A 16,420-nucleotide genomic window follows, 5' to 3' on the forward strand; every position below is an offset into this window, starting at 1 on the left:
AGTCTTTGCTCTACCTAAGACAAGCCTTCATTAGTGCAGCATATCCAAGTACATGTGCCCCCTGGTGCCATTTCTCAGGATTCTCCTCAACATACTTGGTAATTATCGCTGCAACTTGAATATTATTCATGGGCTTAATGCACTCCAAAAGAGCTTGTACCTCTACTTCTGCCGCGCCGAATAGCGGTGCTAGAAGCGCACCTTCAATTAAACCGATAACATATATGGCTTTCTGCTCCTCGGAATAAGCAATATAGGTGTTTGCATCGATAAACCCGCTTTGCACAGTCACAGTCCGTGTATCGCTTTGCGCGTGCCCTGTGGTTAAGTAGAAAGAAAGAATGATCAATGAGGCTGAATATGCAAATATTCTCATTGTGCTACCCTCGATTTGAGTAAATCTGATTTGACCGACAACCATCCGAATACGTCCAGCTGATATTCTGCCTGCTGCTTCTGGCTGATATTGTTGCAGTTTTAGATCTTCAAGACCACACAGAAACACAGCAACACAGAGAATAGCGTTAAACCAACAAAGATATCGACAAATTTTCAATGCCAATGTTGCAGCCGCTTGAGTTATCGAGGCAACATAGTTCTCCACTAAAAATTGGACAAGCGCATGCTCAAGTATAGTCACTGGATCTTTCTGGCACTGTTTGCCGGTATGGTATATCCCGCAGTGGCGAAAGCTATGACTGGGCAGAACATTACTGACTGGATATCCGCAATCGCCAGTGTAGCTGGCGTGATTGTCGCTTTCTTTGCCTTAGTATTCCTGCGAAAAACTTACCAGCAGACCCTTGAAGCAAACATGATTTTGCAGCGCCAGCTAAAATCGACCGAAGCGAGGATTTCCGCAACAAAACCATCGGTGAAGCCAGAACAATTCGATAGTGCGAATTCGGCATTTAATTATTATATCCGTTGGGTCAATTCGGGTTTATCGATGGCACTGCAAGTAAAAACTGACATAAGAATTTTCGCTTCTACGGAAGATATTGTTTCGTCTTTTGACGTGTACAGTAAATTAAAAGAGGAGGTTGGGCTAACGATCGGACCTTCAGACTCAATCGATAACACGCTTTCTTTGTCTTTTGACGACTTTCAACGACTAGCGAGTAAGTTCAAGCAAGACGGCCCACACTCTCATGTGTTAATCGGAGAGAGTTTAGTCTTATATTGTGCGTGCTCCTATAGAACTCCCACAGGCGAATATTTTGAGGAGTTCACCTTTGGTTTTGAGTTTGCTAATAATTGGGGCCGCGCTCCAGGCGTGCTCAAATACAATTTAGGAGACGTTGTCATAAAGCCTATTGGAGAGCGGAGCGGACCTGTAGATATTGAAGCATTATCAAGTTAGCCCCCGGCTTAGAAGGCCGTTGTGCAAATCAACCTTTTCAACGACTTAACACCCCTCTTTCCTAATACAACCACCCTGTAAAGGCCAGTTAATGGGGGTTTAGCGGGATTTATATTAGGAAGCAATCACGGCATCCAGAGCGCTATTATCTGCAGAGTGAACCCGACTGTAATTAGCCATATCCCGGAACCAGCCAGGCGTTTTTTCCATGTTCTGCGATCGCTCGAGGACCCTTGCCCAATCATGTGTTCGGTGCCATCAGAATTGAATACTGGAATTCCTTTACCTAGATCGAATTTGAAGATGAACCAAACCCCTGCAATGTCCAGCAGTAGACCAATGGTAGCGATGTAGGCCGGATTTATCTCGGCGATCATGCGGGGCTATCCTTTTCTGTGGATGATGACCGATGATAGCACCTGACGAATGACACCTATATCATTGAATCAACGCTAAGATAGCCCCCGTCAATTCTGCCGGGGTAGTGTCCGTAGTGAATTCATAGTTCACCGCGCAGTCGCCCGGATACGGCCCATCAATCCACTTGAAATTGATCAGATTAACCATGAAGTCGATGTCAGTTATCTCGGCCTGCGGGTGTGTTTCAGATTCAAGATCAATTATCCAGCCCCGGCCGGTTGACTCTATTTCCAGCGGTTCATCATCAAGGAATGCCTCGATAGCCTCAACAGCGGCAGCCAAGCTGAAGCCGGTAGTCCATTCAAATGGCACCAAACCGACGCTGGTTTCGATTGTGTCTCGCACAATGTCGCCGCGATAAATATCAATTGATTGCTCATTGGCGGTTACTGTCAGCATGATCAGGCCTCCGCGCTGTAGTAGATTGCCGTTACCGAGATTGTTCCGGTGTAACTGGCGGTGGGCTTGGCAGTCAGCTTCTTGTTCGTCCCGTCACAGAAAGGAGTCGATGTCAGGGACACCCTGTTTTTTCCTACGACGAGCGCCTGGGCCGCGACATACCGATCCTGGTCAGAGCCATCCCCAATATCAAAGCTGCCGGTGGCGCTGGCCTCGATGTCGATATACATGACAGCCGCATCGCCCGGGACAACAGCCTGATTAACTTTGGCCAGATATTGAATCTCATTGGTGGCAGTCCAGCTATGATCATTTGATTGCACTTTGCGCTGTCGCGCCTGAGGTACTCCAATAACCTTAGCCCCGCTGGCCGGCAATAGAGCGTGATTGCCGTGCGCCCTGTCTAGCATCTGCCCGGTGTCTGACTGGGCGTCCTCTGTAGAGAGATGAGTCGTGATGCCAACCACCACAGTTTTGATTTCTGTAACTGCCAAACCTGAAGTACCGTCACCAACAAAAGACGTGGGGCCAATAAAACCAAAATTCGGTCCAGATAGGTACGGCAGCGTTGACTCCACAGACAGGAAAACCCACCCGTCATCAAGAGCATAAATTGTTGGTATTATTCCCGCTGAGACACTGGAAGCGGCCAGTGTATTCAAGTTAAATACTGCGCCTCCAGCACCAGGTGTGAGATGAAAACCACCCACGGTCACTTGGTCATATCCTTCAGCTTTGACCTTGCATCTGGTTCTGTATTTCTTGCCAACCACTGGGGGGATCACGTAACGAATATCAGCTTGATCAACCCCTACAGCTGGAACTATCACGTCTGCGGGTGTTACACCATCAGGCCCTGTGACTGCGCCTGCATCGATAGTGCATTGAAACTTAGACCAGGAAGCATTCGTAAGGTCAATTGGCTCAGGTATTAGATTTACCTGGCTGCCATAAATATCAGATGCAGCAGGACCATTCATGTACAGCGACAAAACCTCGGACGCCGCCAGTGCTCGGTTGTAGAGTATGGTTTCTCCGGTGTTTCCAGAGTGCCTTACTGTTCCAGTGAATTGGCCCGATACATAAAGTTTCTCCGCAGTATCGATATCACCGATCGCACCTGCAGCAATAGCAACTGGGGCGCCCAAAGGCACACCATTGACGTAGAAAGTGATAGTGCCGGCCGCGGACACGGTTTCTCGTTTTACAGTCGCGCAGACCTCGAAAAACTCACCAGCACTGAAGTCACAATCAACAGTAGAATAGTATGGGTTTTCTCCAATATCACCAGATAAACCCATCCGCAATCGCCGATAGTCAGAAGCGGTATTGGTTAAATACAGCCCGAAACCACGATTGCCCCCCGATGTGGTGAATTTCGTCACTGCGGTTATGAAAGAAGTGAGGGCTGCCACCGAGCCTTTCCATACGACAGAGAAATCACCGGTGTTGAAGCTGTTTTGGAGATTGCTCGCCTGACTGATACCGCCAACACTCGCGCTCTCTGTCATTGCAACTGCCGGGGCGCGGGCAAGTGGGCTTGTAAACGTCTGCACCTCATCGATATTCACAATCTCAGCAGCAAGCTGAGCCTGGCCTGTGGCAATACCAGCCTGGGTGGTGGCGTCATTCTTTGCCGCAGTCGCAACGCCAGCCTGGGTGGTTGCTGTCGCGGCCGCTGTTTCGGCCCCTTCCTCTGCATCCTCGGCCGACTCCTTCAGAGCAGTAACATCAACAATGGCACCACTGGCAAGTTCATTCTTCTGCGTCGGGGTCAGGTCATCGTATGTGAATGCCTCGCCCTGCAGAGTGCCTGCAAAGTCACGGATATCTGCGATGCGTGAATCTGGTATCCCGGTTACATCGTCCTCGACATAGATTCGAGCAACCGGCATGACCCCCACCGGCAGCGCAGCGTCAGTTCCGGAGTCATAGGGTGTGGTTACCAGGCCATCGTTATCATAAGCAGTCTTGACACCTTCAGAGGGTGTGCCCGTGGCCACCGCGAAGCCGGGCCCTGCCGGACCATTGAATATGTAGGCGATGTCATAACGCGCCAGCCCGGTACCCGGCACAGCAGCCAGAGTGGCTTCAAGATCACCCGAGAAGAAACCACCAGACTTTGTGAATGCGATGTTGGCGTATTCAAATGGGTAAGCCGGTGTTGCTGAAAGGTCCGGATTCAAGTTGTCGGTGTCGCCAGAGGCCTCGCCTTCCAAGGCGACGATCATGTCCGTGTCGTCAGAGCCCTCTGTGACCTTGCAGCCATAGCTGATTCGCTCACCAGTGGCGGCCAACAGATTAGGATCTGGAGACAGGCCGGTCAGGCGAGACTGGAGGCCGTTTATGCGGCGATACAGATCATTTAGCTGTTCGGTTAGACTTGCCACTTGGCTTACCCTCTTTTTCATCCACAATGAGAGCTGCAGCATCTTCCAGCACGCAGGCCATCAGGCCGGTCGCCAGCGCAGGTGTTAGTTTGCTGCCCACGTTATCCCCGAGCTCTGATTTGAGCGTCGCTGCCAGTTTTTCGTAATCTGATTTCGTCATTTCGATCTGCTCCTGCCCTTCGTAGCGTGTTTTTTATCGATAACATTGAAAAGATCGTCTTTCCTGAACTCGCCTCGGGGCTTGCCATTGTCGCCAGCGGCCATGAGCTCATCGAAGTCAATCATCTCGTAGGTTGCCGTGGTCATGTCCGGTACGAACTCACCGTCGATGATTTCACCCTGGGCGGTACCGACTTCAGCCGTTTTATTCACATAGGAAATGCTCAGGGCTATGATGTCCTCGGGCACCTCCTTGCGCCGGCGCGATGTGATGATTTTGGTTCTGGGCATGATGTGTATCCTGTTATGGTGAGCCGAAGCGGTATTCGAATTTACCGACATAGGTACCGTCTGAATGGTTCCAAATCTCTATGACTTGATTTGTCACGCGCACTTTCGCGAGCAGTCCAACAATGGTCAGGGCCGTACCTCCGTTGCCATCTGCAAGGATTGCCTGGCTTCCACTTGAACCACGGCTGGCATACAGACCGCTGCCGCCTACAGCGCCGCAAATAGCATGCATCGCGGCGAGCTGGCCTGAAACAGTTTCCCCGCCGCTCGCAACGACTCGCCCAACAGTTACAACGTCACCCGAGAAGGTGGCGCCACCGCTGGCCGCCAAAACGAACGTGGGGGAGCCCGCCTGGTACCAGCGCAGGCCGTTGACATCGATAATCCCGCCGTTTAACGGATTGCTGCCGCTGATAGCGATCTTCTGGGTACCGAGCGTGCGGATGTAATCGAATGAGCTGTCCAGAGCGCTGAAAGCCCGCCCCGCACCGTTTAGCTGGTTGATGTTGGCCCTGAAATACGTCGAGCCGTCAGCTATGTCGTCCAGATCGCCAGAAACCTGCGTCAGCGATGTACCGTGAGGGTTACCACTGGCGCCAGCGTGACTGGCACCGGTAGCTGAGTTGCTTTTGATGGTGCCCATCTCAACGCCATCGACGGTGACAGTGTTGGCTATAACCGAGTCGGCAGTGATCGTTCCGGTCAGCGTCAGATCGGTGCCATCGTACTCAAATGTAGGGCTATCGCTGCCACCGATGATGATCGTGCCATCGTTGAGGTTGATCGCAGTGCCTGCACTGGTGCCCCAGTTGTTCGAGACAATCGTGCCAGTGCGAATCACATCGCCACGGATCTGGGTGATTGCCAGCGGGACATTGCCGGTGGTGGTTCCGTTCTGCTCATCGATGATGGCAGCGACAGTAAACGTGCCCAGCACACCGACGTCCTTCGCCTCCAGCAGGATGGACTCGGGGGATATCCTGATGGCGGATCGGAGGGTGTCGTTATCCGCTTTGCGCTCGACCAGGGTTTCGAGGTTTTGGAACCTGGCGGTCAGGCGTGCAACTTCATCTGCCAGTGTCGGTATCTGCTGAGGCAGCGGCAACGTGGGCGAAGAGGCACGGACGCTGCTCATGCCGATAGACGCATTGCCTCGACCGATAGTCGTCATGCTGGTCCCGCCTGAATCAATTGAACAATGTTGCTGCGGACGTACTGCGTACCTGTGCTTTCAGTAGCGCGCCGCGCCAGGCAACAGCTGACCGAACCCCATACCATCTCGCTGGGTATGCTTACTGGGATGGTGCCGCTGTAAACGAATCTACCGTCAACCAGCTGGAAATCGCTGGCCATAATCTCAACAGTATTCGTCAACGGGCCCAGTGCAGGATAATAGTGCGCCAGTTGCCCACCCTGGTCTGACTGGGTGGTACCCTCTGCCCCGCGCTGCTGCGCCACGACATAATACTGGCCATCAAAATCGATGCCGCCATGACGTATCACTTCACCGTTTACCCATAGCAGGCTGAACTCGGGCAGACGACTATCGGCATACTCGAGTTCAACCACCTGGATCGTGTCTCCAGGCGCTGGTATGAAAGGGAACTCATCGGCTGCGGCTAGTACAAATTCAGTGGTGCTGCTCTCAGCTATTTTGAAAAAGCGGGTGTTGCCGTTACCTGGAGACTCGATTGCAATCCACCACATCCCGGACAAATCGATATCAATGCCGGTGTTGCTGAATCTCACTCTCTTTGCGGTACTGCCGGCGACCACCGACAGACTGAACGTGCCTGCAATGCTTGCATCGGGGTCGATGTAGAGTTTGTTGCCATCGTCCGATGTTATTTGCAGGGTGGCCGGAGCCTGTGCAGCAGAATAAAACAGGAGGAAACGGTCAGGTGCCGCGCCCTCTCCCTCATACCCCACGCTGATACGAATATCTGCAGTGGACTTCTCGGTATCAGTGGTGATGAACAGAAGCGGATCCACTGGGTCAGGAAGGCCGACAGCAGCGATTGAGTCGAAGGTTCCCAGGCTAGTGATCTGCGCCTCCGCCCAGTCGCTGAAAACCTCCCCCTGGACATAAACCGAACGCACCCTGACTTGGTGCACGCCGATCTCGGCGCTCTGCCACTCCCAACGTGTTTCCAATGCGTTATACAAAGGCTTCCAGTCGGCGTGTCGCGCCAGCTTATACTGGGCCTCAAACGTTTTGATGTGATAGTCGTCTTCTTCAGGGCTAAACGTGAATACCAAGTTCGTCACGTAATCACCGCTGGTAGACAGGGCCAGCTCAGCTGTGAGACTAAGTCCCGTTGGGGAGTGGATGTCATACTCTCCGACAGTCCCTGACCAATACTTCCAGGGACCCCGGGCACGACCAACACCGGCAACGCGAACGCTAAGGTCGCCCGTTGGTGCTGGCAGTGTTATCTGCGTGTTGGTGGTAGTAGTCCACAGGCTCCACGTGTCCCCATCATCAAGGCTGCGCTCTATAACGTATTCGGTGGCACCAGGCGCTGGGGACCAAGCAATGTGGAGTATGGCCGGATTGCTGGCGTTCTCAACCAGCAACGTTCTGATTACGGGGCCATCCGGATTACCTGCGATGGGCCCAGGCGTATTGTCCGGCGGAACCTCGGCCTCATCAACGCTATGGACTGAGTCCACAACACCCAGGCATACCAGCTCTACCTCAAGCCTCCCGCGTGGCCGCATCTCTTTAATCAGGAAATCGCTGAGCGTCGAGCCCAAAACGCCAAAATGATAAAGAGTGCGCACCATTGTGCCGTCAGTTTGCGGCGTCCAGTCCAGGGCTTCATTGAGCTCCACCTGATTTGGGTTCGGCCCAGCAAGAGCAAGGTGCGGACCATCGACACTCCCGTCGGCCTTGCGAAGACGGATTGCATGCGCCACGGACGGAGTCCAGGTCAGCGGCTCTGACAACGTCAGCACCAGCCCATCTACCTCTACGACCTCTCCGCCTTGGTCGTACCGGAAATCCTCGTTTGCGACGGCAACAAGCTCACCCTGCTGCGGGATGTACCCTTCCAACTCAGTGGTGAATTTACAGGTTTTGCGCTGCTTGCGTTCGACCTCGGCATCATAGATGCCCTCTCGGAAAGCCTGCTCGCGATTGATGATGCCGTTGTAGCGCACGCGTTTTGGATTCGTGCCCGCGCTGCCCGGGGGCTGGCAAAGGACCTGATGCACTTGCCAGCCAAGGTCGGGGGCAACATATTCAGCCAACACACTGTCCGGTGATTCCTCGTTTAGAAATTGGTACTCGACTGTAAAATCGCGCAGGTTCTTTCTGTTGAATATCGTGGCCGGAACACTCTGCGGTGCGGCGCGCATGAAGCTGATCACCTGGTTATTCATGACAGGTATCGCGCGGCCGGCACGGGCGGCAAGCTTCAGCGACTCCCACATGGTAGTGGTCACATCGAAGCGATAGTCGAACATGTCTCCTCGGTCGCTCCAGGTGGCATCCAGAGCCAGCAGCTTCTGCAGGTCAATCAAGTCATCCGCACGGGCTGCTCCATACTCAGCGCGTATGATGTCAGCCAACGCCCACGCAATGGATCGGGTGGCCGTCGGGGCGGACCATTGTGAGCCATCCCATATTGGCAGCTTGCGCGTGCCAACCAGGTTGAAACGCCGGCTGCTGTTCTGATTCAGGTTACCGGTGGCCCGGGCACGCACTGCGAGAACCGTGAGGCCCTCGTATGTCTCGGCATCATCCTCCAGGTAGGCGCGCAGAGATTCCCAAACGCAGCGGGTAAACATCTTCGGACCGGTCTGGCTTATCTCACCGCGGCGCAGTCTCACTTCATAACGACCAGGCGTTACGGCAACTGCCCGGGTAAGACGCTTGGGCACGCGGGTGGTATCGGTGATCACCTCGTTTAAGAAGGTCGTCCAGGATCCGGTAGGTTCGCCTAGGTCATCGATGGCTCGGTAATCGGCTATCAGTGTCGTCGTCGCTGGATCCGTGTCGCCTTCTGAGCGAGCTCGGAAAAGCCCCTGATCCCACACAATGTCAATCTCAAGCCGGTTGGCCTGGGTCCCGCCAGCGGACGCGATGAACGGACCGGTGAAATCAGTACCAAGTTCCTGAGCGCCAACCTCACTGGCCGTAACAACGTTGGTCGGGAACAGCGTCACCGGCGTGTTGTAGTAGTACTCGTAGTCAATCTCACTGAAGTTCTCGACGACTGTGTCATCGATCTGCAGATCTTCAGTGTCGTACTCGCCGGCACCGACACAAAAAAGTTGGTACAGGTACTGATCGTTGCTGGCATAGGTGCTGAACGGCTGCGACAGGAGATCCGGCCAGATCCGGTGTCGACCATACTGCACGGGCACCACAGCGCCCAGGCGCGCTTCATTGGACTGGGCATTGATTGAATACGTCGGGCTTTCTTCTGGAGTGTTTGGAGCGTTTGGCCGGTTGACCAGGGAATAGACAACGGAGCCGATTGCCAAGGCAGTATTGATGACCGTGAATACTGTCATCGGATCGCCGGGCTTGAGCATTATGTGGATCTGCTCGCCTTTCAAATCATCGCGCCAGCGCTCACGCGCCAGCGGCTCTCCATCCAGCACGACCAGAGCAACGCTGTATTCTCGACCACGGTAGTGTATCTCGTACCAGTCAGCGAAAGTCGTGCCTGGGGCTGGGCTGTAAAACGCGCGATCATGCTGCAGGTCGAAGCCGTTCTGGTACTCAGTGATCAGCATGGATATACCGGTAGAAAGTGATGTGCTGAAAGTTCATGCGCCGCAGCCCCGCCAGGTCATTGCAAAGAACACCTTGTGGTGTGGCATGCAGCACCTTGCCATCATCGACGCCAAGCCAACATCCAACGTGGTACGCCTCTCCTGCCCTGCGCATGACAACCGCGTCGAAGTCTTGTGGGGCGCTTACCTCTCGCCAGTCGCTGGAGAGAACGGCGCCGTCGATCGCGGCGTTTATCCGCGCCAGCTGACCGGCGTAGTCATCAAACCTTGGCAGCTCTATACCGCCATGATGCTTAGCAATGTGCCAGACAAGGCCGTAACAGTCGAAGCAGCCATCTTCCCCGTACGCGTCGTGACGGAACCGGGCGCCCATGTAATCGCGGATGTAGGAATACTTCATCTGGCCAGCCCTGGGTGGTCGAACGTGTTATAGACCCAGCCAGGGAATTTGCGGTTTATGTTGTCCGCATTCTTGGCCTTTGCTCTCAAACTGACATAGTCGGCGGCGGCACTCTCAATTGTGAGCCGTGTCGGCGGGTCGATAGCCGGGCCGGATGTGTCACTTGACAGGTACACGCGGAATATCAGGCTGACCGGCCCAGGGTTCGCCATCGCAATCTCCATGCGATCAGCCGCAACCTGGTCGATGTTCGTGATATTTACATCAATGATCTCGGTGCCACCGTTGTTAGCATTGGGCAATATGAGCTCAAAATATGCAGGCTGAAACGCTACCAGCTGCCCAGCATCATGTGGCGCCGTGTCCTCAAGGGTGGCGCTGAAAGCCTCGAGCTGATTAGTCACCCGGATCGGGGATGGGAAGCTGTCGTGAAGAACCTCAAGCGTCTCGACGATAACTATGCCGGACGGCGCCGAGGCGCGTACAGTATTCAGGTTACTCATGACAGAGCAGCATCCAGTGTAGCTTCAGCGGGGATGGAGTTCGTGCGCTGAACAATTGAGAAAGTGACCGTCACATACCTGTTTTGCTGGGGCTGTGCCTGGTATATGCCGGTCATCTTCACCTCTTCCCATTCAACCTCTGCGCCAGCTCGTACCTGAAAATTGAACCAGTCACTGCCACTGGCGATCTTGTGCTGGTGCCAGGACTGGAACAGCAGGTACTTTGCATTGGTCATCAGCAACGAATAAGAACCGGTGATAACTGGGGTGATAAAGCGCCGGCGCGATTTGAATCCGTCGTCCATGGGCGTGCGGATCACCGGATCAATAACGCCGACACCAGGGTCACGTAGCGGCTTGCCAAACAGAGCCGGCCATGTCTCCAGAGCTGAGTTCGGGTTTGCTGCCATCAGCTATTTCCCCCGGCTCGGGTTATGCCATAGGTAGCGGCAAGGTCCTGGTCAAGATCGCCCTGGCGCATGCCTGTGCGGACGGCTTCGATAACAACATCAATCATTGTCCGCCCGCCATCAAACCGAGTCTCACCCTGGCGCACATTGACGCCGGCGTTGTTTATCACATTGATGCTGACGTTCGCGCCCAAGGCGCGCGCCGTGTCGGTCCTGCTGGTTACCATCGCTGGGCCCCGAACAATCTCCGGCCCGATCTCGCCGGCGATGCCCCACTGGCCCGCGGGGATGTTCCCGCCGCTGTCAAATGCGCCAGCAAATGAATCTCCAAGTGATGACAACCAGCCAACATTGGAATTAGACATGCCACTGAACAGTGAGGACAGCAGCTTCTGCGACGCGATCTGGGTGGCCATTCGGCGGAGCGTGTCTCCCAAGCCTTTGAGCATGCCCTTCAACCCCTCATCGAATGGGTCAAACAGGTATTCTGCAAGCGAGTTCTGAACATTCCTGGCCGCCTGGATGGCGAACTGCTCCGTGACCTTTCGTTGCTGATCAAGCCGTTCTTGGCGCTCCAGATCGGCTTTTGTTTCCTCATCCATCGCATCAAGCTGTTGCTGCATATACAACAGCCGCTCTTTCATCATGGGGTTTAGTTCGGCCAACGAGCCCTGTTCCATCTCGTACATCAGGTTGGCAATGGCGGAGGTATCGCCATACAGAGTCAATTGACGGTGCAACGCTTCTTCCTGCGCTTGGTAGATCGCTAAAAGTTCTTCCTGATCCTCTGGCGGGAAGCCGTCAGGGCGACCATCACCCCCAGACGAGCCCGGTGGAGCGCCGCTTGAAAGGGTCTGCAAGCTGTCTGCAGCCTCCCTCAAAAAGCCTGAAAAGCCCTCTGCGGAAGATTCAGCCTCGCCAAAATACTTGTTGAAATCAGCCCAAGCAGCCGGACCCATAGCCTCCCTCAGCTCAGCTGCGGCGGCGACAGTTTCGTCAATTTTTGCCTGGAGTCCGTCTGGGTTAGGCCCGCGACCCATGACCGCAGCCGTTGCCTCGTCTTGAGATGCGAGACGCGCCTGTTGCGCGGTAAGCGCGGCAGCTCTCTCTTCCAGACGAATGAGTTCGGCTGCCTGCTCGTCTACACCGATACCCAAACGCGCCATGTTCATGCGCAGCTCAGAAAACAGGTAGCCAACTGCAGCGCCAATGGCAGCGCCTGCGCGGCCAGTTTTACCAAAAAACAGATACCCGATCAGGCCGAATGTGGCCATGTCGCCGCCGCGCAGCTCCATAAAGTCGACGAGATCAGCGGTAGCGTCGAGGGCGCCTGCCACTGAGCTTCGGAAACTCTCTTCGAATTCCACTGACGCCAGCCCAAAATTATCAGTCTGGATCCACGCCTCTTCGATGGACTCAGCGATGGACAGGATCGACGGGGCAACGGCGGTGGTCAGGCGGTTGGCGATCGACAGTTGCATGTCGTTGAAAATGCCCAGGGCATCATTCATCTGCTCCACACGCTGAGCGTCCAGATCATCCATGGACAAACCCAGGCCGTCGACTTCCTTTCGGTACCGGTCTACGGCATCAGAGCCATCGCGGAACAATTCGATCGCTGCGGCCTGCTCAAAGCCCAACTGCTGCAGGTGTCTGGCCGCCTCCTCGTTGGAGACATTCATCTCCCGAATACGGTCACCGATGTAACCTATCCGCTCGTCTACTCCCATATTGGCCATGGCCTCAAGGTCCAGGCGCAATGCCTTCACTGTCTTCACCGCGGGGCCTGCGTTCATCTCAACGGCGCCCAAGCGGCGATTCATCCTGTTAAGCGACGCCTCCAGACCATCGATGCCCGAATCACCAGCGCGCATCTGCAAAGCGGTCAGGGAGTCATATGTCGTATCGAGAGATCTGGCCAGCTTTGCCTGGGAATCAATAGACTGTCGGGCGCTGTTGACCATGGCTGCGGTTATCGCTGCGCCAGTAGCGACAGCGGCCGCTCCGACGGCAATAAAGTTCTTCACCCGCTTGGCGGTTTCATCAACGCTTTTCTGAATCTCACGCATGCGCTTTTTGGTTTCGCGCGAGGCACGTGACATGCCCTGCTCGAATCCACCCATCTTCACGATGAGGTCAACGGTTAATGTGCCCAGCGATCGTCGTGACATTACGTCCAACTCTCCATAGCGTCTTCGAATGAAATGGTGTCGTCTGCCTTTGTATGAGGCATGTAGTCAGCAAGTGTGTTGTGGCCGCCCAGGGCATGATTGATCTGAACCGATACCTGAGCCAGGCTGAACTCGATACGCCGGGACGGGTTGATGGAGCCGTACTGATTGACGTACATCACCCAGCTCGCAAACTCAGCTGGACTTAGATTTTGCTTGGCCTCTTGGACTGTTCTTCCCCCGACCCCGTTTAGCACCAGCTCGTGCCAAACTACTTCCTCTGGCGAGAGCTTTTTTTTTAACAGGCGTGGGATTCACCAGGTTGATCGCATCGAGCATTGCGCGCGCCAGGTTTGGCTCAAGCTGCCTGGCTTGGTCGTAAGTCAGCTCCTCACTGGCGTCGTCACCCAGGCGGATAGCAACGCAGATAAGAGCAGCGGTCGTGCTGTCATGCTGAGCAGGCTGAACAGCATCTTCATCATCATCCGATGCATCTCGGCTGCTCCTGAATGCCATGCGCAGCATTCGTTCCTGATCGATATATGCCAAGCGCCGGACGTGCACGTCAAAGACATCTACCAACTCATCGCCCGAGGATTCATCTATTCGGGCCCAAGTGATCTCTTTCTTGATCAGTTCCGTCGGGCGGACCGCGCCCGAGGCTATAAGTTGTTCAACGTTCACTGGCTACTCCTTACGCCGGCACCTTCCGGCTGACGATCAGCTTGCTTGCACGGCGAATAGAAACCGGTACCGGCACGCTACTGTTGAGCTGAAAATCAATCGGCCAGTCGATTACCCAGCCTTTGATTGCCATGAATGTGCGAGTGTCCGGGTAGGTAAACTCCCCGGTAGTGATTGTGGGAGGCGCGGCGCCGTCATTGAAGCCAACAGCAAATGTGGTTTGCATGCTGTCGTTGGCGTCGTCCATATCCTTGAGCAGCTTGTGGGAAGCTTCTCCCACGCTGTGCAACACGTTCAGTGTCGCTTGGCCCGGGTCCTTGAGGCCAGCAATGCGTGTCATGACCTCCTCGTTGTCCCACGTGGTGTCATCAATTTCGGTTGCAGGCGCACCGCCGAAGTTGAAGCTGGTGACTTTCTTCAGCTCGACGACAGCGCCAGCACCATCATTGGCCGCCGGATCGATCATGTAAACCTTCATGCCTTTTGTGATATCAACCTTTGACATGTCTGTGCTCCTGTAGAGTTAATTTGCAATTAGCCATTCAATATCGAACTGGTAACTGTAGTGCCTGGTTTTCGCACTTCGGGATTCACGGCCGACTGAGTCAACGTCCGCAAAGTCTTGTACTGCGGCGCGCAGGGCGCCAGCGACAGCTCGTGCTTCAGTAAGCGTTTTGGCGTAGCTATCGATCTGGATCAGATAACGATCGGTCGCCGACCCACCGGAAAGCTGGTTCTCGGTTGGTCCGCCGATTTGCGTGATGACTGCATATGGCACAGGCGTGCCCTGGTCGGCCTCGATGGGGTACAGGCGCATATCGGCACCAGAGCCCAGCAATTGCGCAACCTCTGCCGAGGCGGAGAGCGTGGCGAATACTGGTGCGAACATCAGTTATCCCTCTCCAATCGGTCGAGCCGTTTATTGAACTCATCCGCCATCGCGCTGAACACCGCCTGCTGCGACTCAGCGGCGGCCGGGCGGAATATGGGCTGGGCTGGCATGTGCTGCGTGCCGAACTCCAGCATTCTCCAGTGCTGTGTTGAGCCACCGGGGTTCGCGTCGGTACCGGACTCCGAGCTGGGACGGGCGCCGCCCAGGACACCGACGCGCATTGCCACCCCGCCGTTCTCACGGCCAAGCCGGGCGGCGCTCTGGGCAACAATGTTCAATGAGATGTTGCGTGGCGTATCTGGATCGTCGAGTTTGGACGCGCGCAGCCGAGCGGCATCTCGTAACACATTGGCACCCTTGCGTGCTGCAGCTGTAGCCACTCGCTTTTGTACCCGGTCAGGGTATTGACTGAGACGATCAACGACATCGTCAATGCCGGCGATACTATGTGTCAGCCCATCAGTCACGCAGCGTAACCTCTACATTCCCCCGCAGTGTGCGCGTCAGCGCCCGCTTGCCATGTTTGTCCGTCTGAAACGGATCGCGAAACGCGCGCACTACACCCCGGCGCGTATCTGCATAAATTACTTTGGGAACCGGCACCCCGTTAACGCGGACCTCTTCGACACGTCGGCTTTGCGGATCACCGGCCTGGTAAATGTGCTTAGCTGCCATCAGAAACTCCTGTCGACGCCATTATCAAAAGGTACTTCCGCCCTGACCTGGGATCGGGCATGGGCGGCCCTTCGAATTTGTAGATTGTGCCCTTGTGTTCGCCTCGCCAATTTGCCGAGTCCAGCCCTGGGCGAAAGCGTATTGTGATCTTTGCTGTGATCTGCGCCTGGGTCGCAGATGATTCAATGAACTCGCTGGCATTGGCCGGTTCAATTTCAGCCCATACGGTAACTTGAGTCTGCCAACTGTCGATGAACTCACCAGAATCCAGATCTCTGGTCTTTGCCTTTTGCTGAAGCTGCAGTCTGTGTCGTAGTCTTCCAGCCCTCACGTCAGCCCACCGCCGTTATCACGTAGTCCGCCAAAAGAGCTTTCACACCAAAAGGCAATTCAACTGCAGAGCTGCCAATAACAACGCTCTCACGGTTTTCATACAGGTGCCCTATGGTCAACAAGATCGCGGCTGTAATGTCCGCCGGCTCATCGTCTTCTGCGAATCCAACATCGAGCGTTATCGTCACGCTCTCTGGCTCAGCTATTGCCACGGGCCAGCTCGTACCAAATTGCGGATAGATACTGGCGTAGATTGATCGTGAGTCTAGACGCAGAGTCTCTGGATCAAGCGATTGCTCCTGGCCATCCTGGTCGATGTACTCCAAACTGGAAATCGCCCGCACCGGAGTCCATGGAACTTCGATAGGGTTGCTATTGACCGGGAACCTGTCCAAGACCAAAACAACTTGCGTAGGCGCAATCCGGGTCTGCGTGTGCGCTTCTGCAAACCGGTACGCAGCGCGTATCAATACGTCGAGCAGCGCGTTCTCCGCTGTGTCCTCAGCCTCCAAATGGACCTGAAGTTTTGCAAATTCGAGATCAACCATAATTCAGCTCAGTAAGTCGCCGTCCTTGGCGATGGC

General features: G+C 54.8%; 21 protein-coding genes. 1 reads left to right on the top strand and 20 read right to left on the bottom strand.

The genetic code is table 11. From position 1 onward, the window contains the following. Window positions 1-10: 10 nt before the first annotated feature. Window positions 11-640, bottom strand: a complete 630-nt coding sequence (locus PHACT_RS12480; RefSeq protein ID WP_139141576.1) for a hypothetical protein — start codon at window positions 638-640, stop codon at window positions 11-13. Here PHACT_RS12480 and PHACT_RS12485 point away from each other — a divergent pair. Then, entirely contained in the window at window positions 623-1,363 is a 741-nt protein-coding gene (locus tag PHACT_RS12485; protein WP_070118541.1) for a hypothetical protein, read from the top strand. The genes PHACT_RS12480 and PHACT_RS12485 overlap by 18 nt on opposite strands. 125 nt (window positions 1,364-1,488) lie before the next feature. On the opposite strand, the gene PHACT_RS12490 is transcribed toward PHACT_RS12485, so the two are convergent. The 19 genes from PHACT_RS12490 to PHACT_RS12580 all read right to left on the bottom strand — a co-directional run bounded on the left by PHACT_RS12490 (window position 1,489) and on the right by PHACT_RS12580 (window position 16,384). Continuing rightward, window positions 1,489-1,740 carry a hypothetical protein gene (locus PHACT_RS12490; RefSeq protein WP_070118542.1) on the bottom strand — a complete coding sequence of 84 codons (252 nt, stop codon included), beginning with the start codon at window positions 1,738-1,740 and terminating at the stop codon, window positions 1,489-1,491. 61 nt (window positions 1,741-1,801) lie between these two features. Continuing rightward, window positions 1,802-2,182: a hypothetical protein gene (locus PHACT_RS12495; protein WP_070118544.1), complete on the bottom strand. Its 381-nt coding sequence runs from the start codon at window positions 2,180-2,182 to the stop codon at window positions 1,802-1,804. Between the two features lie 2 nt (window positions 2,183-2,184). Beyond that, on the bottom strand, window positions 2,185-4,572 hold the full coding sequence (locus tag PHACT_RS12500) for a phage head spike fiber domain-containing protein (protein ID WP_070118546.1): 2,388 nt from the start codon (window positions 4,570-4,572) through the stop codon (window positions 2,185-2,187). Beyond that, entirely contained in the window at window positions 4,544-4,732 is a 189-nt protein-coding gene (locus PHACT_RS16370) for a hypothetical protein (RefSeq protein ID WP_070118548.1), read from the bottom strand. The genes PHACT_RS12500 and PHACT_RS16370 overlap by 29 nt, the downstream gene beginning before the upstream one ends. Beyond that, on the bottom strand, window positions 4,729-5,022 hold the full coding sequence (locus PHACT_RS12510; protein WP_070118550.1) for a hypothetical protein: 294 nt from the start codon (window positions 5,020-5,022) through the stop codon (window positions 4,729-4,731). The genes PHACT_RS16370 and PHACT_RS12510 overlap by 4 nt, the downstream gene beginning before the upstream one ends. A 13-nt stretch (window positions 5,023-5,035) precedes the next feature. After that, window positions 5,036-6,193: a hypothetical protein gene (locus PHACT_RS12515; protein ID WP_070118552.1), complete on the bottom strand. Its 1,158-nt coding sequence runs from the start codon at window positions 6,191-6,193 to the stop codon at window positions 5,036-5,038. Continuing rightward, window positions 6,190-9,768 (bottom strand): host specificity factor TipJ family phage tail protein, encoded by a 3,579-nt coding sequence (locus tag PHACT_RS12520; protein ID WP_070118554.1) that lies wholly within the window; start codon window positions 9,766-9,768, stop codon window positions 6,190-6,192. Before PHACT_RS12520 ends, PHACT_RS12515 begins: the two co-directional genes overlap by 4 nt. Then, window positions 9,755-10,168 (bottom strand): NlpC/P60 family protein, encoded by a 414-nt coding sequence (locus PHACT_RS12525; RefSeq protein WP_070118556.1) that lies wholly within the window; start codon window positions 10,166-10,168, stop codon window positions 9,755-9,757. Before PHACT_RS12525 ends, PHACT_RS12520 begins: the two co-directional genes overlap by 14 nt. Continuing rightward, the gene (locus PHACT_RS12530; RefSeq protein ID WP_070118558.1) at window positions 10,165-10,671 is read right to left on the bottom strand and encodes a DUF1833 family protein; all 507 of its coding nucleotides are present in this window, start codon (window positions 10,669-10,671) and stop codon (window positions 10,165-10,167) included. Before PHACT_RS12530 ends, PHACT_RS12525 begins: the two co-directional genes overlap by 4 nt. Further along, the gene (locus PHACT_RS12535; RefSeq protein ID WP_070118560.1) at window positions 10,668-11,081 is read right to left on the bottom strand and encodes a hypothetical protein; all 414 of its coding nucleotides are present in this window, start codon (window positions 11,079-11,081) and stop codon (window positions 10,668-10,670) included. Before PHACT_RS12535 ends, PHACT_RS12530 begins: the two co-directional genes overlap by 4 nt. Further along, window positions 11,081-13,252, bottom strand: a complete 2,172-nt coding sequence (locus PHACT_RS12540) for a hypothetical protein (RefSeq protein ID WP_070118562.1) — start codon at window positions 13,250-13,252, stop codon at window positions 11,081-11,083. Before PHACT_RS12540 ends, PHACT_RS12535 begins: the two co-directional genes overlap by 1 nt. Then, the gene (locus PHACT_RS12545; RefSeq protein WP_083264623.1) at window positions 13,252-13,431 is read right to left on the bottom strand and encodes a hypothetical protein; all 180 of its coding nucleotides are present in this window, start codon (window positions 13,429-13,431) and stop codon (window positions 13,252-13,254) included. Before PHACT_RS12545 ends, PHACT_RS12540 begins: the two co-directional genes overlap by 1 nt. 16 nt (window positions 13,432-13,447) lie before the next feature. Then, window positions 13,448-13,936: a phage tail assembly chaperone family protein, TAC gene (locus PHACT_RS12550; RefSeq protein WP_070118566.1), complete on the bottom strand. Its 489-nt coding sequence runs from the start codon at window positions 13,934-13,936 to the stop codon at window positions 13,448-13,450. Window positions 13,937-13,946: 10 nt separating this feature from the next. Beyond that, window positions 13,947-14,441: a phage tail tube protein gene (locus tag PHACT_RS12555; protein ID WP_070118568.1), complete on the bottom strand. Its 495-nt coding sequence runs from the start codon at window positions 14,439-14,441 to the stop codon at window positions 13,947-13,949. Window positions 14,442-14,459: 18 nt separating this feature from the next. Further along, window positions 14,460-14,825 (bottom strand): DUF3168 domain-containing protein, encoded by a 366-nt coding sequence (locus PHACT_RS12560; protein WP_070118570.1) that lies wholly within the window; start codon window positions 14,823-14,825, stop codon window positions 14,460-14,462. After that, entirely contained in the window at window positions 14,825-15,295 is a 471-nt protein-coding gene (locus PHACT_RS12565; protein WP_070118572.1) for an HK97-gp10 family putative phage morphogenesis protein, read from the bottom strand. The genes PHACT_RS12560 and PHACT_RS12565 overlap by 1 nt, the downstream gene beginning before the upstream one ends. Further along, window positions 15,288-15,503, bottom strand: a complete 216-nt coding sequence (locus PHACT_RS12570; protein WP_070118574.1) for a hypothetical protein — start codon at window positions 15,501-15,503, stop codon at window positions 15,288-15,290. The genes PHACT_RS12565 and PHACT_RS12570 overlap by 8 nt, the downstream gene beginning before the upstream one ends. Next, window positions 15,493-15,834, bottom strand: a complete 342-nt coding sequence (locus PHACT_RS16800) for a phage head closure protein (protein ID WP_070118576.1) — start codon at window positions 15,832-15,834, stop codon at window positions 15,493-15,495. Before PHACT_RS16800 ends, PHACT_RS12570 begins: the two co-directional genes overlap by 11 nt. 1 nt (window position 15,835) lies before the next feature. Next, window positions 15,836-16,384, bottom strand: coding sequence for a head-tail connector protein (locus PHACT_RS12580; RefSeq protein WP_070118578.1), 549 nt, complete (start codon window positions 16,382-16,384; stop codon window positions 15,836-15,838). Window positions 16,385-16,420 lie beyond the last annotated feature (36 nt).

The organism is Pseudohongiella acticola (assembly GCF_001758195.1).
Taxonomy (GTDB): Bacteria; Pseudomonadota; Gammaproteobacteria; order Pseudomonadales; family Pseudohongiellaceae; genus Pseudohongiella; species Pseudohongiella acticola.